Below are 21,046 nucleotides of genomic sequence, written 5' to 3'. Positions count from 1 at the left end.
CACTGCTTGACCGTTCCCCGGTGGCTGGTGACAATGCTGTCAGCACAACCGCTTCACCGAGGGATCATTCCATGAAATCTGCAATCAAGGCGGCATCGTCCGCGCTTGCTCTCGCTGTCCTGCTGGCGACCGCACCTGCCGCCGCGCAAGGTCCCGGCGCAGCCGCCCCGCTTGCCGCGCCTGCCACCACGGCCGATGCGGACGCCTTCGTCGCGGCCGCCGAAAAGGAGCTCGACGACTACGGCATCTTCGCAGCGCAGGTGGCCTGGATCAACGCCACCTACATCACCGACGATACCGACGCGGTCAACGCGAAGGTCGGCGCCGACCAGACCGAGATGCAGGTGCGCCTCGCCAAGGGCGCGGCGCGCTTCGACGAGCTCAAGGGGCTGAGCTACGACACCCGCCGCAAGCTCGACATGCTGAAGCAGAGCATCACCCTGCCCGCGCCCGACACGCCCGGCGCGGCCCGCGAGCTCAACGACATCGCGACGCGGCTCCAGTCCGCTTATGGCAAGGGCAGGGGGACCCTGCGCGGCCAGGACATCGACGGCTCGGATATCGAGGCAGAGATGGGCAAGAACCGCAACCCGGCGGAACTCAGGGAGATGTGGGTCAGCTGGCACGACAATGTCGGCCGGCCGATGAAGGGCGACTATGCCAAGCTGGTCGAGATCGCGAACAAGGGCGCGGTCGATCTCGGCTACAAGGATCTGGGGGCAATGTGGCGTGCGGGCTACGACATGCCCGCCGACGACTTCGCCAGGATGATGGACAAGCTCTGGGTCCAGGTGAAGCCGCTCTACGACGCGCTCCACTGCTACACCCGTGCCCGGCTCAACGCGAAATATGGCGACGCCGTCCAGGCGAAGACCGGACCGATCCGCGCCGACCTGCTCGGCAATATGTGGGCGCAGGAATGGGGCAACATCTATGATGTCGTCGCGCCGAAGGGCGCCGGCGACATCGGCTACGACATCGGCGACCTGCTGGTCGCGAAGAAATATGATCCGGTGAAGATGGTCCGGACGGGCGAGGGCTTCTATTCGTCGCTGGGGTTCGCACCGCTGCCCGAGACCTTCTGGACGCGATCGCAGATCACCAAGCCGCGTGATCGCGAAGTCGTCTGCCACGCCTCCGCCTGGGATATCGACAACAAGGACGATCTGCGCATCAAGATGTGCACGAAGCTGGTGTCGGACGACTTCGTCACGATCCACCACGAGCTCGGCCATAACTATTATCAGCGCGCCTACAACAAGCAGCCCTATCTCTACATGAACGGTGCCAATGACGGCTTTCATGAGGCGATCGGGGATTTCGTCGCGCTGTCGATCACGCCCGATTATCTGGTGAAGATCGGCCTGCTCGACCCCGCCTCCGTGCCGAGCGCGGACAAGGATATCGGCCTGCTGCTGCGCCAGGCGATGGACAAGGTAGCGTTTCTGCCGTTCGGGCTGCTGATGGACAAATGGCGCTGGGGCGTATTCAGCGGCGCGATCCAGCCGGCGAACTACGAGAAGGCGTGGACCGACCTGCGCCTGCAATATCAGGGGATCACCCCGCCGGTGGCGCGCGACGCCGACGCGTTCGATCCCGGCGCCAAATATCATATTCCGGGAAACACGCCCTATGCGCGTTACTTCCTGGCCCGCATCCTCCAGTTCCAGTTCTACAAGGCCGCGTGCGACCAGGCCGGCTGGAAGGGACCGCTGCATCGCTGTTCCTTCTATGGCAACAAGCAGGTCGGCGAAAAACTGAACGCGATGCTGGCGATGGGGGCATCGAAGCCCTGGCCCGACGCGCTCGAGGCGTTCACCGGCAGCCGTCGGATCGACGGCTCCGCAATGCTTGCCTATTTCAAGCCACTGATCGGGTGGCTCAACGCGCAGAACAAGGGACAGCGCTGCGGCTGGTGAGCAAGAAGCCGCTGCCGGAGCGATTCGGCAGCGGCCCGCTTCCGCGACCTGGAACTCGAACTGGCCAAGAAACGGTTGACTGCTGCAGGGGCGAAACACTGGAATCTTTCAGAAATAAACTCCAAAATGGCGCGAATGACCGGAAACGGAGCGTGGCACTCGTTGTAGACTATTGCCTTTTGTAACCGCCTGCTGCAGTGCAGCGATCCATTCGACATCGAATTGTGTCGACCGTCGAAGGCGTGTTCTGCCTTTGCCGTTCGGCTTTGTTGTGTTTGGGACTCGATGACGGCAGCGATGGTCCACATCATTGCGTTGACCTTCATCGCTGCGATGCTCGCGGCGGTGATGCTGATCGCGTGGTACAGCTTCGGCAGGCCGCGCCATGCACTGATCTGGGCGATCGCATTTGCCATCGCCACCGGACAGTGGTTCTTCAGCTTGCTGATGCGGCTCTATGCGGCCGACGACCTCTTGCTGTTCGCGCTTGTCGCCGGCCTGAGCTGCCTCTCGAACGCGCTGATCGCGGTCGGCTTCGTCGCACGAGCGCGTGCGAGCGCGCGGCTGCTGCCGCTGCTGCTCGCGGCATGCGCCGCAGGAGTGCTGATCACCGGCCTGACCTTCGCCATCCATCATCGCGGCGTGCGCGAAGCGGCGTGGCTGTTCTTTGGCGGCGCGATGCTGGTGATCAGCGCCGCCAATGTCGCGCGGTCGTTGAAGGCCGCCCCGCCGCCCGAGCGATCGGTCGCGATGATGCTGATCATGTTCGCCGCGATCGACTTCGCAGCTGCGGGGGTCACGCTTGGCGAAGGCCCCGCCGGCTATAGCGAAAGCCTGATGATCGTCCACACCCTGCTATTGCTGCTCTATCCGCTGGCCTTCATCGGCGTGGGCATCTTTTCGGTCTTCCTGGTCGCGGCGGACCTGGCGGAGACCATGCGGCAGCTGGCGACCTCCGACATATTGACCGGCATCTATAATCGCCGCGGCTTCGAGGATTCTGCCGAGCGGGCGATCCGCAACGCCCAGCGCCAGCGCCAACCGCTCGCCGTGGTGGTCGCCGACATCGACAACTTCAAGGCGATCAACGACCGCCACGGCCATAATAACGGCGATCGGGCGCTGCGCCATTTTGCGACCAGACTCGAACGCCTTATCCGGCGCGGCGACCTGATCGGCCGGATAGGGGGCGAGGAGTTCGCGCTGCTGCTCGTCAACACCCGCGCCCAGAACGCGCTGGACGTCGTCGAGCGCATCCGTCGCGACATCGCCGCGATGCCGGTCGACGGCCCCGCCAGGATCACGATGACCGCCAGCTTCGGCGTGACCGGTCTGCGTCCGGGCGACATCTCGCTGGCCGCCCTGCTCGCACGCGCAGACCGGGCGCTCTATCGTTCCAAACTCGACGGCCGGGACCGCGTGACGAGCGCCGAGGAACTGGAAGAAACGATTTAGCGGGGGTTCAGCGGAAAGGCGGCTCGTTGAACGCGCGCAATTTACGGCTGTGCAGGCGTGCTCCCTCGCCGCGCAGCTGATCGACGGCCGCGATGCCGATCTGGAGATGCTCGGCAATGGCGCGTTCGTAGAAGCGGTTGGCCTGGCCGGGCAGCTTGATCTCGCCATGGATCGGCTTGTCGGAAACGCACAGCAGCGTGCCATAGGGGACACGGAAGCGATAGCCCTGGGCCGCGAGCGTCGCCGACTCCATGTCGATCGCGACCGCCCGACTCTGGCTGAAGCGCAACGCCGAGGCGGTGTAGCGCAGCTCCCAGTTGCGATCGTCCGAAGTCACCACCGTACCGGTGCGCATCCTGAGCTTGAGCTGCTCGCGGCTCTCGCCGGAGACGATCTCGGCGGCGTGGGTCAGCGCCTGCTGCACCTCCGCAATGGCCGGAATCGGGATTTCGGGCGGCAGCACGCTGTCGAGGACATGGTCGTCGCGCAGATAGGCATGGGCGAGGACATAGTCGCCGATGCGCTGGCTGGGGCGCAGCCCGCCGCAATGGCCGATCATCAGCCAGGCGGCCGGCCGCATCACCGCAAGATGATCGGTGATCGTCTTGGCATTGGAAGGACCGACGCCGATGTTGACGAGGGTGATCCCCGACCGGTCGGGCGCGACCAGATGATAAGCCGGCATCTGGTGCCGCCGCCACGCGCTGTCGGCGATGGCGGCGCGCGGATCGGGATCGCCGGGCCGCACCTCGACGCCGCCCGCGCCGCTCAGCAGCGTATAGCGGCTGTCGCCGTCGAGCTGGTCGATCGCCCAGTGGACGAACTCGTCGACATAGCGATGATAGTTGGTGAACAGGATATAGTCCTGGACGTGGCCCGGCGGCGTGCCGGTGTAATGGCGGAGCCTGGCCAGGCTGAAATCGACGCGCGGGGCATCGAACAGCGCGAGCGGGCGCGGGCTGTCGCCGTCATGGACCCAGAGGCCGTCGGCGAGTTCGTCGCCGATCTGCGCCAGTTCGGTCGAAGGAAAGATCCGCGCCAGATCGACTGGCGAGGCGCCGGTCAGGTCGAGATCCTCGCCGGCGTCGAGCACATAGTTATAGGGGATTTCGGTGGTGCTGACACCGGCTTCCACGGTGACCCCATAATCGTCGATCAGCAGGTCGATCTGCTGGGCGAGATAGGGCGCGAACAGCGATGGCTGGGTGACGGCGATCGCATAGTCGCCGGCCGCCTGGAGCCGCCCATAGGCGCGGCCGAGCGGGCCCGGGTCCCGCGCGCCGTCATAGCGCAGCCTGATCTCGGGATAGGCGAAGGCGCCGTTGCCGCGCAGCGCGGGATCGGGCCGCGCGCCGCTCTGGATGTACAGGTTCAGCGCGGCGCGAAGGCAGGAGACCGATGTGCGGTAGATTGCGTCGAGCTGTTCGACGATGGCCAGGCTCTGGGCAGATGGCAAACAGGCGTCCCTCCTGTGCGGCAGTGGCGTCAGAGCTGACCCAGCATATATTCGGCGCTGCTGACATTATAATCGCGCGGCGCCTCGACATTGAGGGTCGTGACGACGCCGTCCTTGACGATCATCGAGAAACGCTGCCCGCGCAGGCCCATGCCGGCGGCAGTCCCGTCCATCGTCAGGCCGAGCGCCTTGACGAACTCGCCATTGCCGTCGGCGAGCATCGTCACCTTGCCTCCGGCGCCGGCGGACTTGCCCCAGGCGTCCATCACGAAGGCATCGTTGACCGCGGTGCAGACGATCTCATCGACACCCTTGGCCAGGATAGCCTCGGCCTTGTCGATGAAGCCGGGCAGGTGGCGCGCCGAGCAAGTCGGGGTGAAGGCGCCGGGCACCGAGAACAGCGCCACGGTGCGGCCGCCGAACAGCGCGTCGCTGGTGACCTCGGCCGGGCCCTCGGCGGTCATCTTCCTGAAGCTGGCGGCGGGAATTCGGGCTCCGGTGGCGATCGTCATATGTTGTCCTCGTGTCTGTCCGATGTGCGGCTAATCGGATCATGTTGCAGTTTATGGACTAATACCACCAGCCGTTCTTCCCAAGCGCGTTCTAGACCCGCTCGCGTAGCCGCAGCAGCCAGGGTGCCAGGAAGGGTGCCATCCGCATCAGCCAGAGCGCCTTGCGCCAGCGTGGGCTGCGAGTGCCGACACCAAGGCGGATCAGGTCGGCGACGCCGGCGCGCACCTGGCCGGCGGCGACGCGCCGGAAGCCGTCCTCGATCGCCATATCCCGCTCGATCCGCGCGCACATCTCGTCCGCCGCGGCCGCTTCCGGCTGGCCGGCGAGATAGTGTCGCGCCTTGTCCATCACCGCATGGGCGGTGCGCAGCATCACCGCCGTGTTGCCCGACATCTGCCCCTCGCGGCGGCGGTAGCGGGCCAGCGGGCGCGGCACATAGGCGAGGTCCCAGCCGGCCGCGAGCAGCCGGATCCAGGCGTCGAGGTCCTCGGAGGACTTGAGCCCGGCATCGAAGCCGCCAATGGCCTGTATCGCCTCGCGGCGCATCGCGGTCAGGCCGAATATGTTGAACTCGCGGCGGATGACCCGCTCCAGCGTCGCGGGCAGGATCTGCGGGCAATAGGCCGAGAAGCGCTCGCCCACCCGGTCGGCGCCGAAGAAGACGGCGTCACCGGTCGCGAAGCCGATCCGCGGCGAGGCTTCGATCGCCGCGACCATCGCCGAGACGAAATCAGGCTCGAGCATGTCGTCGCCGTCGAGCAGCGCGACATAGGGCGTGTCCGCCGCGGCGATCGCGCGGTTGCGCGCCGTCGGCAGCCCGCCATTATCGGTCTGGAGGAAATTTATCCGGGGATCCTCGAGATAGGGCGCGACATGCTCCGCCACCCGCGCGTCGCCGTCATCGACCACGATCACGGTCCAGTCTGCCCGGTCCTGCGCGATCACCGATTCGATCGCGTCGGCGAGCATCGAGCCAACCCCATAGGCCGGGATTACCACCGTCATCACGGCTCGGCCTGGCGCGCCTGCCTCTTCCCCCGATTGCGTCGTCATCGGCAGGACTATAAAAGTTGGCGATGGATGCGCCAGCCTCTCTCAGCGGACAATATCTGCTCGCCATGCCCGGCATCAGCGATCCGCGATTCGCCAAGGCGGTGATCGCGATGTGCGCCCATGACGAGCATGGCGCGCTCGGCGTCGGGGTCGGCCGGCTGCTGCCCGGCATCACCCTGCACCAGTTGCTCGACCAGCTCGACATTCCGCCGGGAGCAGCGCCCGACTGCGCGATCCATGTCGGTGGTCCGGTCGAGCCGCAACGCGGCTTCGTCCTTCACGGCACCGACTGGGCGGGCGGCGACACCCTCCAGGTCGGCGAGCGCTGGGGGCTGACCTCGACGCTCGACGTGCTGCGCGCAATCAGCGAGGGTCAGGGCCCGAAGCGCTGGCTGGTCGCGCTCGGCTATGCCGGCTGGGGCGAGGGGCAACTCGACCAGGAGATGCGGCGCCATGGCTGGCTGGCGACTCCCGGCGACGACGAGCTGCTGTTCGAGAATGACGCGCCGCGCCGCTGGGAGCTGGCGATGCGGCGTGCCGGCATCGACCCGCGCCTGCTCGCCGCCACCAGCGGCCAGGCGTGACGGGTCGACCTACAAAGCGCCCACCAGCTATTTCATTCCGGTAACGTACTGATTTCAAAAGAGTTCGCCTGGGCGTTAACCAAAACCTTCAATCTTAAGGAAAAGAATATCGCGCAGCTTTGCTGATGGTCTGGCGGCTCGACGGGGGCAGCCGGCAGCGAGGCGAGGCGTTCTCCGATGCGAAATATCCTGTGCGCGGTAACCGCGATACTGACAGCGGCATCACCGGTCACGGCCGGCTGCTGGTCGGCGGAGCATGTTAGCGCCGCACATATCCGCGATCTCCAGACCTTCCTGATGGTCGAGACGCTGCGCTGCCAGGCCACCGGCTTCGACATCTCGGCGAACTATAACGCCTTTGTGCGCGGCAACCGCGCAGCGATCGGCGCCGCCAACGACCAGCTCAAGGCCTTCTTCATCGGCACGGCCGGGCCGGTCTATGGCCAGACCGCCTATGACCGTTTCGCTACCTCGCTCGCCAACGCCTATGGCGCCGGCCGCACCAATGCCGACACGTGCGACGATGCGCGCAGCATAGCGGCAGAAGCGGCGCTGATGGCCAATTCCGGCGAAGGCCTCGAAATGATCGCCGCCCGCCAGGGCCTGAATCCGGTCTTGCCCGGCGGGATCTGCGGGCATGAGGCGATGGCGGAACTGGGGCGCTGATCGACCCCGGCCGGACGCTCCTTCTTATGTGGCAGCGGATATAAAGATATCTTTATATTTGCATTCCCGACCCCCTGCCGCTAAGGCCGCGAGCATCGCCGCCGGTGACTCCGGCTGCCACAGCCCCAAGGAGAAGCAAGGTGGCCACCGCCGTTGCGACTGAATTCAACGATTATGTCATCGCCGATCTGAGCCTCGCCGAGTTCGGCCGCGCGGAGATCAACATCGCCGAAACCGAGATGCCCGGCCTGATGGCACTGCGCGCCGAGTTCGGCCCGTCGCAGCCGCTGAAGGGCGCGCGCATCACCGGTTCGCTGCACATGACGATCCAGACCGCCGTGCTGATCGAGACGCTGACCGCGCTGGGCGCGCAGGTACGCTGGGCGACCTGCAACATCTTCTCGACGCAGGACCACGCCGCCGCCGCCATTGCCGCGACCGGCGTGCCCGTGTTCGCGATCAAGGGCGAGAGCCTGGCCGACTATTGGGACTATGTCGGTTCGATCTTCGACTGGGGCGACGAGACCGCCAACATCATCCTCGACGACGGTGGCGACGCCACCATGTTCGCGCTGTGGGGCGCCAAGCTCGAGGCGGGCGCGACGCTCGGCGAGCCGGAAAATGACGAGGAAGTCGAGTTCCAGCGCGCGCTCAAGGCGTTCATCGCCCGCCGCCCCGGCTACCTGACCGAGACCGTCAAGAATCTGAAGGGCGTCTCGGAAGAGACCACCACCGGCGTTCACCGCCTCTACGAGATCGCCAAGAAGGGCGAGCTTCCGTTCCCCGCGATCAACGTCAACGACAGCGTCACCAAGTCGAAGTTCGACAATCTCTATGGCTGCAAGGAATCGCTGGTCGACGCGATCCGCCGCGCCACCGACGTGATGCTCGCCGGCAAGGTCGCCTGCGTCGCCGGCTTCGGCGATGTCGGCAAGGGATCGGCCCAGTCGCTGCGCAACGGCGGCGCGCGCGTGATGGTCACCGAGGTCGATCCGATCTGCGCGCTGCAGGCGGCGATGGAGGGCTTCGAGGTCGTGACGATGGAAGAGGCCGTGACCCGCGCCGACATCTTCGTCACCGCCACCGGCAATGCCGACGTCATCACCGCCGAGCATATGGCGGCGATGAAGCCGATGTCGATCGTGTGCAACATCGGCCATTTCGACAGCGAGATCCAGATCGCGGCGCTGAGCAACTATGCGTGGAACGAGGTCAAGCCCGGCACCGACCTGGTGACCTTCCCCGACGGCAAGCAGATCATCATCCTCGCCAAGGGCCGGCTGGTGAACCTGGGCTGCGCGACCGGTCACCCGTCCTTCGTGATGTCGGCAAGCTTCACCAACCAGACGCTCGCCCAGATCGAGCTGTGGACCCGGGGCGAGACCTACAAGAACCAGGTCTATGTCCTGCCCAAGCATCTCGACGAGAAGGTGGCGGCGCTCCACCTCGAGAAGCTCGGCGTCAAGCTGACCAAGCTCACCCCCAAGCAGGCGGGCTATATCGGCGTCAGCACCGAAGGCCCGTTCAAGCCGGACCATTACCGCTACTAATATCCGATACCGCCACCTTCATCCCCGCCGGCGCGGGAATGAAGGTGGCGACGTTTCGGCTGCATCGGTTGCCATTGCGGCAGGCCGATGCCGACCTTAGAAGCGTCGACCATGCAGCAGATGATCCAGCTCGACCCGGTCGCCGCACTGATGCTCGCGATCATCGTCGCGCTGTGGATCGCGGCCGCGGTTGCGGCCATCCTCATGGGCCTGCGGCGCGACGCCGTCGCCAAGGCGCGCGCCCGCGAAATCGAGCGCCAGGCGGCCCTCCTCGCCAGCGCCCCGGCCGTGCCGTTCAGGGTCTCGCTCGACGGCCGCGTCGCCGGCGATGCCCGCCTCGCGCACTGGCTCGGCCTCGCCCGGCAGCCCGCCACGATCGATGACATGGCCGGCAGCCAGGACCTCCGCGTCGGCGGCATATCGGTGGTCGACGCGGAAGGCCTCGCCGCCGATGTCGCCGCCGCGATCCAGGCCGGAAGGCCGTTCGAGCGGGCCCTCCATCTCGCCGGCACCGATCGGGTGCTGCTCGCGCGCGGCCGGCTGGCGACGCCGCCGATCGGTGACGGCGTGATCGTCTGGCTGTTCGACAATAGCGAAAGCGAAGGCGCCATCGCCCGTCTCTCGGCCGAGGCAACGGCGATCAGCGATGCGCTAGACAGCTGCCTGGCGCTGATCGAGGCCGCCCCTTTCCCGATGTGGCACCGCGGGCCCGACCTCAAGCTGGCGCTGGTCAATTCGGCCTATGTCGCCGCGGTCGAGGGCGCCAGCGCCGAGGATGTCGTCACCCGCGGGATCGAACTGATCGACGCCGCCGAGGGCCGTGCGCCGCGCGCGACGGCGCTCGCCGCGCGCGACAGCGGCCGGATCAAGACCCATGTCGTGCCGGTCACGCTCTCCGGCCAGCGGCGGACGATGCGGATCGTGGACGTGCCGATGGGCGAGCATGGCGTCGCCGGCTACGCCTTCGACATTCAGGATCTCGAGCAGACCCGCGGCGAGCTCGGCCGTTTCCAGGAGGCCCAGCGCGAACTGTTCGACCGGCTGTCGGCCGGCGTCGCCCAGTTCGCGCCCGATCGCAGCCTGCTCTTCTACAACCAGCCCTTCCTGCAGTTCTTCTCGCTCGCCCCGGAATGGCTCGCCGACCGCCCCGAGTTCGATCGCGTGCTCGAACGGATGCGCGAAACCCAGCGGCTGCCCGAAGCGCGCGACTTTCCCGGCTGGAAGGCCGAGCGGCGCGGCTGGTTCAACGCGGTCGACGCGATCGAGGAGACATGGATGCTGCCCGGTGGCCAGCATCTGCGCGTCGTCGCGCAGCCGCTGCCCAATGGCGGCCTGCTGCTGTTCTTCGAGGACCGCACCGAGCATGTCCAGCTGTCGAGCGCCCGCGACACGCTGCTGCGCGTGAGGACCGCGACCTTCGACAATCTGTTCGAGGCGATCGGCGTGTTCGCGTCCGACGGGCGGCTGCACATCTGGAACCAGAGCTTCCGCGACATCTGGGGCCTGTCCGACGCCGATCTCGCCCAGAATCTGCGCGTCGACGCGATGGTCGAGCTGGTCGCCGCCAAGCTCGCCGACCCCTCGCGCGCGCAGTTGCTGCGCGACCTGGTCCGCATCGCCACCGTCGACCGCCAGGCCCGCACCGGGCGGATGGCACTCGCCGACGGCCGCTATTTCGATTTCGCAGTGGTGCCGCTGCCCGACGGCAACGCGCTGTTCACCCTGCTCGACATCACCGCCTCGCGCGGGATCGAGGAGGCCCTGCGCGGCCGCGCCGACGCGCTGGAGGAAGCCGACAAGCTCAAGACCGCCTTCGTTGCCAATATGAGCTACGAGCTGCGCGTGCCGCTGACCTCGATCGCCGGTTTCGCCGAGCTGCTCGACGCCGGCTATGCGGGCGATCTGCCGCCGGTGGCGGGCGAATATGTCAAGGCGATCCTGTCGTCGGTCGGGCGGCTAGGGTCGCTGGTCGAGGACGTGCTCGACCTCACTCAGGGCGCCGCCGGCAATCTCCCGCTCTCGGAGGAGCATGTCGACGTCGGCGTGGTGCTGAGGGAGGCGGTGTCCTCGGCGAGCAAGGCGGCCAAGGCGAAGCCGGTATCGCTGCTGGTCGACATCGAGCCCGAACTCGGCCTGATGCGTGGCGATCCGCGCCGCCTGCGCCAGATCGCGGATCATCTGCTGAGCAATGCGATCAGCTACACCCCGCCCAAGGGACGCGTCACGATCCGCGTCCATGGCGACGAGGACATGATCATCTGGACGGTCTCCGACACCGGCCAGGGCATGGATGCCGCTCAGCGCGCGCGGGTTTTCGACAGCTATCCGCGCATCGACGCCAATAACGAGGACGGCAAGCAGCTGATCGGCATCGGCCTGCCGCTCACCCGCCAGCTGGTCGAGGCGCATGGCGGCTCGATCGCGCTGGAGAGCGAGCCGGGCCGTGGCACTACCGTGACCATCCATCTGCCGCGCCGCCACGGCGAGGCGGCGCTTTAGGATGTATCGCACGCCCGTTCCGTCACCCCGGCGGAGGCCGGTGTCTCGATCGTCCGGGACGGAGCCGATGTCGCGCCCCCCTATCGAGATCCCGGCCTCCGCCGGGATGACCGATCAGACATGCGGCTGACTGGCTCGGCCGAAACCAGCGCCGTCGGCGCCACGCTGGCCGGCTTGGTGCGCGTGGGCGACGTGATCGCGCTCGATGGCGATCTCGGCGCCGGCAAGACCACCCTCGCGCGCGGCCTGATCCTGGCCCTGGGCTTCGAAGGCGACGTGCCCAGTCCCAGCTTTCCGATCGTCGTCCCCTATGCCCCGCCGGACCTCCGCCTGCCGCTCTGGCACGTCGATCTCTACCGCATCGACGATCCTGGCGAGATCGTCGAGCTCGGCCTCGACGAGGCGCGTGAGGACAGCGCGCTGCTGATCGAATGGCCCGAGCGGATGGGCGCTATGCTGTGGCCCGATGCGCTCCGCCTCCGCATCGAGCGCGACGGCGATGATGCGCGCCGCTTGACTTGGCACGTGCCCGCGGCATGGGAAGGCCGATGGCCGCCCCGATGATTCCGCCCCCGCATGCCCCTGCCTTCCTGGAGGATGCCGGCTGGCGTGGTGCCGCGATCCTGCCGCTGGCCGGCGACGCCAGCTTCCGCCGATATTTCCGCGTCCAACGCGACGGGCAGAGCGCGGTGCTGATGGACGCGCCACCCGAACATGAGGACAGCCGACCGTTTCTCGCCGTAGCGCGCCACCTCGACCGAATCGGATTTCGCGCGCCGCGCATTCTCGCCGAGGATCTTGCCCGGGGGCTTATCCTGCTCGAGGATTTCGGCGACGCCCGGATGAAGGAGGTGATCGAAGCCGATCCCGCCGCGGAGACCCCGATCTATGCCCAGGCGATCGACCTGCTGGCCGATCTTCACGCCGCCCGCCCCGGCGACCTGCCGCCCTATGACATGGCCGTGTACCAGCGCGAGGCAGGGTTGTTCCCCGAGTGGTATATGCCCGCCGTCGGGCTCGACAGCGACACGGACGCCTATCGGGCCGCATGGGACGCAGCGCTTGCGCCGATCGCGTCCGACCAGTCGATCACCGTGCTGCGCGATTACCATGCCGAGAATATCATGCTGCTCGGCGACGGCAGCCTCGGCCTGCTCGATTTCCAGGATGCGCTGGCCGGCCATGCCGCCTATGACCTCGTCTCGCTGCTCCAGGATGCGCGCCGCGACGTACCACATGCGCTGGAGGCGGCCATGATCGCGCGCTATGCCGCCCGCCGCCCGTTCGACGCCGCCGCCTATGCGCTGCTCGGCGCCCAGCGCAACGCCAAGATCCTCGGCATCTTCACGCGCCTGTGGAAGCGCGACGGCAAGCCCCGCTACCTCGCCTTCCAGCCGCGCGTGTGGGCCTATCTGGAACGCGATCTGGCGCATCCCGCGCTGGCGCCGGTCCAGGCATGGTTCGACGCCCATGTCCCGCCGGCGGCGCGGGCGGCGCATTGGCAAGGGACCGCGGCATGAGTTTCGCCAAGCCGATGTCGTTGCGCCCCAACCCGGTCCAGGCGCCGATCGGCACCGCGATGGTGCTGGCCGCGGGCCTTGGCAAGCGGATGCGCCCGCTGACCGCGACCCGCCCGAAGCCGCTGGTCGAGGTCGCCGGCAAGCCGCTGCTCGACCATGTCCTCGATCGGCTGCGCAGCGCAGGGATCGGCCGGGTCGTGGTCAACGTCCACTATCTCGCCGATTCGCTCGAGGCGCACCTCAAGCGCAAGGCCGGCGACCTGGACGTCCAGATTTCCGACGAGCGCGGCCTGCTGCTGGAAACCGGCGGCGGCGTGGCCAAGGCACTGCCGCTGATCGCCGACGAGCGCTTCCTCATCGCCAACAGCGACAATCTCTGGATCGACGGCCCGGTCGATGCGATCCGGCTGCTCGCCGACCGCTGGGACGATGCGGAAATGGATGCGCTGCTGCTGCTGGTGCCGCTGGCGCGCGCGAACTGCCATAGCGGGCTCGGCGATTTCCACATGGACCCCGCCGGACGCATCAGCAGGCGGCGGGCCGCCAAGGTGGCGCCCTTCGTGTTCACCGGGGTGCAGCTCGTCTCGAAGCGGCTGTTCGCCGACCTGCCGGACGGCCCCTTCTCGTTCAACCTGCTGTGGGACCGCGCCGTCGCCGCTGGCCGGGCTTATGGTCTGTCCCACCAGGGCCTGTGGTTCGACGTCGGCACGCCGCCCGCGATCGGCAAGACCGAGGCCATACTGGGGTTCGGCTAAGCTCCCACTCTTGAAAAATGAGGGGTCGTGCCAGCGAAGGCTGGCATCCATCTCTGTCGTCTTATCAGATGGCACATCAAGGCAGGACAGACATGGACCCCAGCCTTCGCTGGGGCGACGGTTGACGAGCGGTTCGCTGTCGACGCCCTTTCTATCCGACAGCGACTGGCCCTAAGGTGGCCTCGATGACCGCCCCCACCGTCTTCACGATCCCCGCGCATCGCGCTTTCGCCGACGCGCTCGCGGGTGGCCTGATCGCGCAATATGGGCCCGATCCGCTGGAGCTGGCCCGGGCCGCGATCCTGGTGCCCAACAACCGCGCCGCCCGCGCGATCAGCGATGCCTTCGTGCGTCGTGCGGAGGGTGGGCTGCTGCTGCCGCGGCTTGTGGCGATCGGCGATCCCGAGCTCGACGAACGGCTTGGCGGGCTGCTCGATCCGATCGGCACCGACGGGGCAGACCCTGTTCCGCCCGCGATCGATCCGCTCGAACGGCAGATGATCCTCGCCCGCCTGACCGGCGAAGCGCGCGCCGCCGCCGGCGATCCGATCGACGGCGGCGAGGCGATCCGCCTGGCGGGCGAGCTTGGACGCACCCTCGACCAGTTGCTGATCGAACAGGTGCCACCGTCGAAGCTGCGCGGCCTCGCCGATCTGCCCGACCTGTCGGAGCATTGGCAGCGCTCGCTCGACATGCTCGACGCGATCCTGACGCGCTGGCCCCAGCTGCTCCAGGCGCGCGGCCGCATCGACCTCGCCGAACGCCGCAACCGCCTGCTTGACCGCGTCGCCCGCAACTGGCGCGCCAGCCCGCCCCCGGGCCCGGTGATCGCGGCGGGCATCAGCAGCACGACGCCCGCGGTGGCAAGGCTGCTCGGCATAGTCGCGCGGCTGCCGCGGGGGATGGTGGTGCTGCCCGGCGTCGACACCATCTCGCCGCGCGAGGAATGGGAGGCGCTCGGCCCGCACCAGCCCCGCGACGACGGATCGCGGCCGCCGCGGCCGATCGAAAGCCATCCGCAATATGCGCTCAAGCTGCTGCTCGACCAGATGGACGTCGGCCTCGACGAGATCCAGACCTGGCGCTGGGGCGGCGGACGCGACGCGCGGGCGATCCGGGCGAAGGCGATCGCCAACGCGATGGCGCCCGCTGCCTTCACCGACAAATGGCATGGCTTGCCACCGGCCGAACGGCGCCTGACCGGCGTGCGCGCGATCGAACTGGCCAACCCTTCCGAGGAGGCGCAGACGATCGCTCTGGCGCTGCGCGAGGCGATCGAGACCCCCGGCCGCACCGCCGCGCTCGTGACGCCCGACCGCGTCCTGGCGCGCCGCGTCGCCGCGCATCTCGCGCGCTGGGGAATCGTTGCCGACGACAGCGCCGGGACGCCGCTGTCGGTGACCCCCGCCGGCACGCTGCTGCTCGCCATCGCCGAAGCCGCCGCCGAGGGCTTTGCGCCGGTGCCGTTGCTTGCCCTGCTCAAGCATCCGCTGGTCCGCCGCGGCGAAGCCCGTGGCGCCTGGCTGGATGGCGCGCGCAAGCTGGACATGGCGCTGCGCGGGCCGCGCCCGCCCGGCGGCCTCGACGGGATCACCCGCTTCCTGGCGGATGGCGACCGCTATTCGGCGCGGGCCAGGGCGCCGGCGCAGAGCTGGTGGGCCGAGGTGAAAGCGCTGCTGGAGCCGCTGGAACAGGTATTTACTGCTCCGTTCGTGTCGAGCGAAGTCGAGACACGCTCCGCCCGGCCAACGTCCCTCGACTTCGCTCGGGACGAAGGGACTCTGGGAAACTTGCTCGCAGCGCTGCGCGAGGCCGTCACCACCCTCTCCGGCGACGCCGGCTGGTCGGGTCCCGACGGCCGCGCCGCCGCCGATCTGATCGCCGATCTCGAAGCCGCCGCCCCGCTCGGCCCGGCCGCGTTCGAGCCGGCCGGCCTCGCCCCGACCCTGCGCCTGATGATGGATGCGGTCGCGGTCCGCCCGCCGCAGGGCGGCCATCCGCGCCTTTCGATCTGGGGCCTGCTCGAAGCGCGGCTCCAGCATGCCGACCTGATGGTGCTCGGCGGGCTCAACGAGGGCATATGGCCGACGCTGCCCAGCCCCGACCCCTGGCTCGCCCCGCGCATCCGCGCCGAGCTGGGCCTGAGCGGCCTGGAGCGGCGCATCGGCCTGTCGGCGCATGACTTCGCGATGGCGCTGGGCGCGCCCGAGGTGATCGTCACCCGCGCGCGGCGCGATGCCCGAGCGCCGACCATAGCCTCGCGCTTCTGGCTGCGGCTCGAAGCGATGACCGGCGGCATGACCCGCGAGCATCGCCTGCCGAGCTGGGCGGCGGCGCTCGACCGCCCGGCCGACCGGCTGTGGTACAGGCGCCCCGCTCCGACGCCGCCGGTTGCCGACCGCCCGACCGTCATCGCCGTCACCAAGCTCGACCGGCTGCAGGCCGATCCCTTCGCCTTCTATGCCGATGCCATGCTCAGGCTGCGCCCGCTCGATGCCGTCGACGCCGATCCCACCCCGGCCTGGCGTGGCACCGCGGTCCACGAAGTGTTCGAAGCCTGGATGAAGCAGGACGGCTGCGATTCCGCCAGGCTGCTGCCGCGCGCCGAGGCGATGCTTGCCGACATGGCCGCGCACCCGGTGATGCGTGCGCTGTGGGAGCCCCGGCTGATGGAAGCGCTGCGCTGGGTCGCCGCGCAGATGGTCGAGGCCGCGCTCTCCGGCCGCAAGCCGATCGCGGCGGAGATCGATGGCGAGACCAGCATCGCCGGCATCACCCTCAAGGGCAAGGTCGACCGGATCGACCGGCTCGCCGACGGCACGCTCGCGATCGTCGACTACAAGACCGGCAAGCCGCCCAGCGCCGCGCAGGTCCAGGCCGGCTATGCGATGCAGCTCGGCCTGCTCGGGCTGATCGCCGCGCGCGGCGGGTTCGACGATGTGCAGGGCAAGCCGCTGACCTTCGAATATTGGTCGCTCGCCAAGGACAAGGACGCCTTCGGGCAGGTCCGCAGCCCGGCCGGCGGCAAGAGCGGCATTCCCCCCGAGGATTTCATCGCCCATGCCGAAGCGATATTGCGGCAGGCGGTCGAGCGGTGGCTGACCGGCAGCGATCCCTTCACCGCGAAGATCGCGCCCGAATATGCGCCCTATGCCGATTATGACCAGCTGATGCGGCTCGACGAATGGTATGGCCGCGATGCCGACGCAGGCCGCGGCGAAGGAGCTGGGGCATGAGCGCGCGCCTGAAACCGCTCGATCCGCTCCAGCCGCAGCAGCGCGACGCCTCCGACCCGCGCGAGCTCGTCTGGCTGTCCGCGTCGGCCGGCACCGGCAAGACCCATGTGCTGACCGCACGGGTGCTGCGGCTGCTGCTCGGCGGCGCGGCGCCCGAATCGATCCTGTGCCTGACCTTCACCAAGGCCGGCGCCGCCGAGATGGCCGAGCGCATCCACCGCCGGCTGGCGCATTGGGCCGGCCTGAAGGACGACCGCAAGCTCGCGCAGGACCTGACCCGCCTGGGTGAGGACAGCGATGCCGATGCGCTCAAGCGCGCGCGCCGGCTGTTCGCGCGGGTCCTCGACGCGCCCGGCGGCGGGCTGCGCATCCAGACCATCCACGCCTTCTGCCAGACGCTGCTTGCCGGCTTCCCGGCCGAGGCGGGGCTCACCCCCGGCTTCCGCCCGATCGAAGGCCGCGAGGAAGCGGCCCTGGCGCGCCGCACCCTCGCCGACATGCTCGATGCCGCCACCCGCGGCGGCGATCTTCCCCTGATCCGCGACGTGCAAGCCTTGAGCCTCCGCCTCGGCGAGGCCGGCGTCGAAGCCTATCTGCTCGATTGCGCCCGCGCGCCCGACGCGCTGGCCGGGCTCGGCGCGCGCGAGGCGATCGAACCGCGGCTGCGCTGGGCGCTAGGCGCGCCGCTCGGCGAGGTCGAGGAGGCGATCGAGAAGGGCTGCGCCGAACTCGATCTCGATTGCCTGCAGAAGCTCGCCGCCGCCAACGCCGCCTGGGGCACCAAGAGCGGATTGGAGCATGCCGATATCGTCGCCGCTTTCCTGGCTGCCTCGCCCAAAGCGCGCGCCGCGATGCTCGACGATCTGATCGGCGTCGCATTGACGAAATCGGGCGAGCCGCGCAAATATTCGCAGAAGCTGATCGACGCCGAGCCGCTCTATGTCGATCATTGCGGCAGGCTCGCCGAACAGATCGGCGCGCTGCTGTCGCTGCGCATCCGCGCCGCGCTCGCCGCGACGATCGCCGCCGGCCTGCGCGCCGGCCAAGCCTATGCCGCCGCCTATGCGCAGGCGAAGCGCAGCGCCGGGCTGGTCGACTTCGACGACCTGATCCGCGCCGCGGTGCGCCTGCTCGACACGCCCGGCATGGGCGACTGGGTGCGCTTCAAGCTCGACCAGAGCACCGACCACATTCTCGTCGACGAGGCGCAGGACACCAATGCCGCGCAATGGGCGATCGTCGACCGGATCGCCGAGGAATTCTTCGCCGGCGCGGGCGCGCGCGGCCAGGTGCTCCGCACCCTTTTCACCGTCGGCGATTTCAAGCAGGCGATCTTCGGCTTCCAGGGCACCGACCCGCGCGAGTTCGAACGAGCCCGGCTCCAGTTCGCGTTGAAGGCACTCCACGCCGAGCGTGAATTTCGCGACCTGTCACTCGACCGGAGCTTTCGCTCCGCGCCGGCGGTGCTCGAGCTGGTCGACCAGCTCGTCACCGATCTGGGCCATGAGACGATGGGCCTGTTCAACCCCGCCGAGCGCCATGCCGCACATCACGACATCCCCGGCCGCGTCACGCTGTGGCGGCCGCTCGCGCATGACGAGGCGATCGACGACGAGGGCGAGGAGGGCTTCGCCGACAGCGCCACCCGCGCCTACGCCACCCGTCTCGCCAAACAGGTGAAGCAGTGGATCGACGACCGGCTGTGGCTCGCGAGCAAGAAGCGGCCGATCCGGCCCGAGGACATCCTGATCCTGGTGCGGCGGCGCGCCGACCTTGCCTCGCTGATCGTGGCGCGGCTCCACGCGGAGAAAGTGCCGGTGGCCGGCGTCGACCGGCTGCGCCTGACCGCGCCGCTCGGCGTCAGGGACCTCCTCGCCGCGATCCGCTTCGCGGTCCAGCGCGAGGATGATCTGAGCCTCGCCGCCCTCCTGGTATCGCCGCTGTTCGGCTGGGACCAGGAGGGGCTCTATCGCGTCGCCTTTCGCCGCAAGGGCGCGTTGATCGATGCGGTGCGCGCTTCGGGCGATGCCGCTACCATCGCGGCCCTCGACGACATCCTCGGCCGCGCCGACTTCACCACGCCCTATCGCTTCCTGGAGCATCTGCTCACCGGGCCGCTCGATGGCCGGCGCAAGCTGCTGCGCCGGCTGGGTACCGAGGCGCGCGATCCGATCGAGGAACTGCTCGGCGCCGCGCTCCAGTTCGAGGGCACCGCCACCGCCAGCCTGCAGCGCTTCCTCGACTGGTTCGACCGCGGCGATGTCGAGATCATCCGCGACCCCTCCGCGCCGCTCGATGCGGTGCGGGTGATGACGGTCCATGGCTCGAAGGGCCTCGAAGCGCCGCTCGTCATCCTCGCCGACGCCACGGCCGATCCCGATCTCAGCCCCGATCGCAGGCTGGACTGGGCGCTCGACGACGAATCGCTGCCGGTGCCGATCCTGCGCCCGCGCCGCAACGAGATGGTCGATGCGCTGCGCGAGGACGCCGAAGCCCTCAGGATCCGCGAGCGGCAGGAGCATTGGCGGCTGCTCTATGTCGCCCTGACGCGCGCCCAGGAGCATCTGGTGATCGGCGGCGCGCTCGGCATAAGAGCGAAAGGCGTGCCGCCCGCCGCCAGCTGGTACCAGGCGGTCGACCAGGCGATGGCCGGCCTCGGCTGCGATCCTGTTGACGACGAGCTGTGGACCAGTGCGCGCCATTATCATGGCACGGTGCAGCCGGGCACGGCCGCCGCACCCGCTCGCCCGCGCGGCGAAGCGCCGCGGCTGGCCGAACCGGCCTGGCTGCGGGCCCCCGCCCCGGTCGAGGCACGCCCATCCCGGCCGCTGGCGCCATCCTCGATCGGCACCGACGACATAGCCGATCCTCCTCCGTCGGCAGCCCTGCGCGAGGCGGCCCGGCGCGGCACCCTGCTCCACGCCCTGTTCGAGCGGCTGCCCGGAATCGCACCGTCAGATCGCGCGACCGTGGCGGAACGCTGGCTGCTGGGCTCGGCGGGAGTCGACGATGCCGGCTATGCCCGCCAGCTTGCCGACGACGCCTGCCGGGTGATCGCCGACCCGCGCTTTTCCGCGATCTTCTCCTCCGAAGCGCTGGCCGAGGCGCCGATTGCCGCGGTCGTCGACGGCGAGGTGATCGCCGGCACGGTCGACCGGCTGTTGGTGAGCGACGATCGCATCCTCGTCGTCGACTTCAAGACCGGCCGTCGCGCCCCCGCCGACCTGGCCGCAGCTCCGGCGCACCATATCCGCCAGATGGCGGCCTATGCGGCGGCGCTGCGCGTGATCTTTCCCGGCCGGCCGATCGAGGCCGCACTGCTCTACACCGCCGGTCCGAACCTCATCGAACTGCCCGAAGCGCTGCTGCAGGCGAACAAGCCCGGCTTTAGGGCCGAGGAGCAAAAGCAGCGGACAGGCCGTTGAGCCGAACCTCCAGCCATCCTACATCCAGATCAACCTCAAGGAGCTTTCTATGCCGACCAAAGCCATCACCGATTCGTCCTTCCACAGCGACGTCATTGCAGCCGAAGGCCCCGTGCTCGTCGATTTCTGGGCGGAATGGTGCGGCCCGTGCAAGATGATCGGCCCCGCTCTCGAAGAGATTTCGGACGAACTGGGCGAGAAGGTGACCATCGCCAAGATCAACATCGACGAAAATCCCGACGCCCCCGGCAAATATGGCGTGCGTGGCATTCCGACGATGATCCTGTTCAAGAACGGCCAGCCCGCCGCCACCAAGGTCGGCGCCGCACCGAAGAGCCAGCTCAAGGGCTGGCTCGAAAGCGAACTATAAGCGCTGCTATCCCCCTCCCTTTCACGGGAGGGCAGATCATATGGT

General features: G+C 68.4%; 15 protein-coding genes. 12 read left to right on the top strand and 3 right to left on the bottom strand.

Annotated elements, in window-relative coordinates; translation table 11 throughout:
* Positions 1–71 precede the first annotated feature (71 nt).
* Together AC1DQK_RS05430 and AC1DQK_RS05425 are read left to right on the top strand one after the other, a co-directional pair.
* On the top strand, positions 72–1,919 hold the full coding sequence (locus tag AC1DQK_RS05430; RefSeq protein WP_477868194.1) for a M2 family metallopeptidase: 1,848 nt from the start codon (positions 72–74) through the stop codon (positions 1,917–1,919).
* A gap of 285 nt (positions 1,920–2,204) precedes the next feature.
* On the top strand, positions 2,205–3,374 hold the full coding sequence (locus AC1DQK_RS05425) for a GGDEF domain-containing protein (protein WP_477868192.1): 1,170 nt from the start codon (positions 2,205–2,207) through the stop codon (positions 3,372–3,374).
* A gap of 7 nt (positions 3,375–3,381) precedes the next feature.
* Here AC1DQK_RS05425 and AC1DQK_RS05420 read toward each other — a convergent pair whose 3' ends face one another.
* From AC1DQK_RS05420 to AC1DQK_RS05410, 3 genes are all read right to left on the bottom strand, one after another.
* Positions 3,382–4,830 (bottom strand): AMP nucleosidase, encoded by a 1,449-nt coding sequence (locus AC1DQK_RS05420; RefSeq protein WP_477868190.1) that lies wholly within the window; start codon positions 4,828–4,830, stop codon positions 3,382–3,384.
* A 29-nt stretch (positions 4,831–4,859) separates the two neighbouring features.
* Positions 4,860–5,342, bottom strand: a complete 483-nt coding sequence (locus AC1DQK_RS05415; protein ID WP_477868188.1) for a redoxin family protein — start codon at positions 5,340–5,342, stop codon at positions 4,860–4,862.
* Positions 5,343–5,433: 91 nt separating this feature from the next.
* Complete coding sequence (locus AC1DQK_RS05410; protein WP_477868186.1) at positions 5,434–6,396, bottom strand: glycosyltransferase family 2 protein; 963 nt, start codon at positions 6,394–6,396, stop codon at positions 5,434–5,436.
* Between the two features lie 23 nt (positions 6,397–6,419).
* Here AC1DQK_RS05410 and AC1DQK_RS05405 point away from each other — a divergent pair, with 23 nt between their 5' ends.
* The 10 genes from AC1DQK_RS05405 (at position 6,420) to trxA (ending at position 21,001) form a co-directional block, all read left to right on the top strand.
* Positions 6,420–6,980 (top strand): YqgE/AlgH family protein, encoded by a 561-nt coding sequence (locus AC1DQK_RS05405; RefSeq protein ID WP_477868184.1) that lies wholly within the window; start codon positions 6,420–6,422, stop codon positions 6,978–6,980.
* A 177-nt stretch (positions 6,981–7,157) separates the two neighbouring features.
* Positions 7,158–7,646 carry a hypothetical protein gene (locus tag AC1DQK_RS05400; RefSeq protein ID WP_477868182.1) on the top strand — a complete coding sequence of 163 codons (489 nt, stop codon included), beginning with the start codon at positions 7,158–7,160 and terminating at the stop codon, positions 7,644–7,646.
* Positions 7,647–7,786: 140 nt separating this feature from the next.
* Positions 7,787–9,196 (top strand): adenosylhomocysteinase, encoded by a 1,410-nt coding sequence (ahcY, locus tag AC1DQK_RS05395; protein ID WP_477868180.1) that lies wholly within the window; start codon positions 7,787–7,789, stop codon positions 9,194–9,196.
* 111 nt (positions 9,197–9,307) lie between these two features.
* The gene (locus AC1DQK_RS05390; RefSeq protein WP_477869238.1) at positions 9,308–11,695 is read left to right on the top strand and encodes a sensor histidine kinase; all 2,388 of its coding nucleotides are present in this window, start codon (positions 9,308–9,310) and stop codon (positions 11,693–11,695) included.
* 120 nt (positions 11,696–11,815) lie between these two features.
* On the top strand, positions 11,816–12,259 hold the full coding sequence (tsaE, locus tag AC1DQK_RS05385) for a tRNA (adenosine(37)-N6)-threonylcarbamoyltransferase complex ATPase subunit type 1 TsaE (protein ID WP_477868178.1): 444 nt from the start codon (positions 11,816–11,818) through the stop codon (positions 12,257–12,259).
* On the top strand, positions 12,256–13,215 hold the full coding sequence (locus AC1DQK_RS05380) for an aminoglycoside phosphotransferase family protein (protein ID WP_477869236.1): 960 nt from the start codon (positions 12,256–12,258) through the stop codon (positions 13,213–13,215). Before tsaE ends, AC1DQK_RS05380 begins: the two co-directional genes overlap by 4 nt.
* Positions 13,212–13,970, top strand: coding sequence for a nucleotidyltransferase family protein (locus AC1DQK_RS05375; protein WP_477868176.1), 759 nt, complete (start codon positions 13,212–13,214; stop codon positions 13,968–13,970). Before AC1DQK_RS05380 ends, AC1DQK_RS05375 begins: the two co-directional genes overlap by 4 nt.
* Before the next feature lie 185 nt (positions 13,971–14,155).
* Positions 14,156–17,206, top strand: a complete 3,051-nt coding sequence (addB, locus tag AC1DQK_RS05370) for a double-strand break repair protein AddB (RefSeq protein ID WP_477868174.1) — start codon at positions 14,156–14,158, stop codon at positions 17,204–17,206.
* Positions 17,203–20,631: a double-strand break repair helicase AddA gene (gene addA / locus AC1DQK_RS05365; protein WP_477868172.1), complete on the top strand. Its 3,429-nt coding sequence runs from the start codon at positions 17,203–17,205 to the stop codon at positions 20,629–20,631. Before addB ends, addA begins: the two co-directional genes overlap by 4 nt.
* Before the next feature lie 49 nt (positions 20,632–20,680).
* On the top strand, positions 20,681–21,001 hold the full coding sequence (gene trxA, locus AC1DQK_RS05360) for a thioredoxin TrxA (protein ID WP_477868170.1): 321 nt from the start codon (positions 20,681–20,683) through the stop codon (positions 20,999–21,001).
* Positions 21,002–21,046: the final 45 nt, after the last annotated feature.

The sequence above is a fragment of the Rhizorhabdus sp. P4_G5 genome (genome assembly GCF_056401065.1).
Note: the sequence above shows the minus strand (reverse complement) of the source record. Positions and strands in the feature narration are given on the sequence as shown.

Coding starts and splice junctions, on each gene's coding strand:
- AC1DQK_RS05430 (WP_477868194.1), top strand. CDS start 72: ATGAAATCTGCAATCAAGGCGGCATCGTCCGCGCTTGCTCTCGCTGTC.
- AC1DQK_RS05400 (WP_477868182.1), top strand. CDS start 7,158: ATGCGAAATATCCTGTGCGCGGTAACCGCGATACTGACAGCGGCATCA.
- tsaE (WP_477868178.1), top strand. CDS start 11,816: ATGCGGCTGACTGGCTCGGCCGAAACCAGCGCCGTCGGCGCCACGCTG.
- AC1DQK_RS05415 (WP_477868188.1), bottom strand. CDS start 5,342: ATGACGATCGCCACCGGAGCCCGAATTCCCGCCGCCAGCTTCAGGAAG.
- addA (WP_477868172.1), top strand. CDS start 17,203: ATGAGCGCGCGCCTGAAACCGCTCGATCCGCTCCAGCCGCAGCAGCGC.
- AC1DQK_RS05375 (WP_477868176.1), top strand. CDS start 13,212: ATGAGTTTCGCCAAGCCGATGTCGTTGCGCCCCAACCCGGTCCAGGCG.
- AC1DQK_RS05380 (WP_477869236.1), top strand. CDS start 12,256: ATGATTCCGCCCCCGCATGCCCCTGCCTTCCTGGAGGATGCCGGCTGG.
- AC1DQK_RS05405 (WP_477868184.1), top strand. CDS start 6,420: ATGGATGCGCCAGCCTCTCTCAGCGGACAATATCTGCTCGCCATGCCC.
- AC1DQK_RS05410 (WP_477868186.1), bottom strand. CDS start 6,396: ATGACGACGCAATCGGGGGAAGAGGCAGGCGCGCCAGGCCGAGCCGTG.
- AC1DQK_RS05390 (WP_477869238.1), top strand. CDS start 9,308: ATGCAGCAGATGATCCAGCTCGACCCGGTCGCCGCACTGATGCTCGCG.
- AC1DQK_RS05425 (WP_477868192.1), top strand. CDS start 2,205: ATGACGGCAGCGATGGTCCACATCATTGCGTTGACCTTCATCGCTGCG.
- addB (WP_477868174.1), top strand. CDS start 14,156: ATGACCGCCCCCACCGTCTTCACGATCCCCGCGCATCGCGCTTTCGCC.
- trxA (WP_477868170.1), top strand. CDS start 20,681: ATGCCGACCAAAGCCATCACCGATTCGTCCTTCCACAGCGACGTCATT.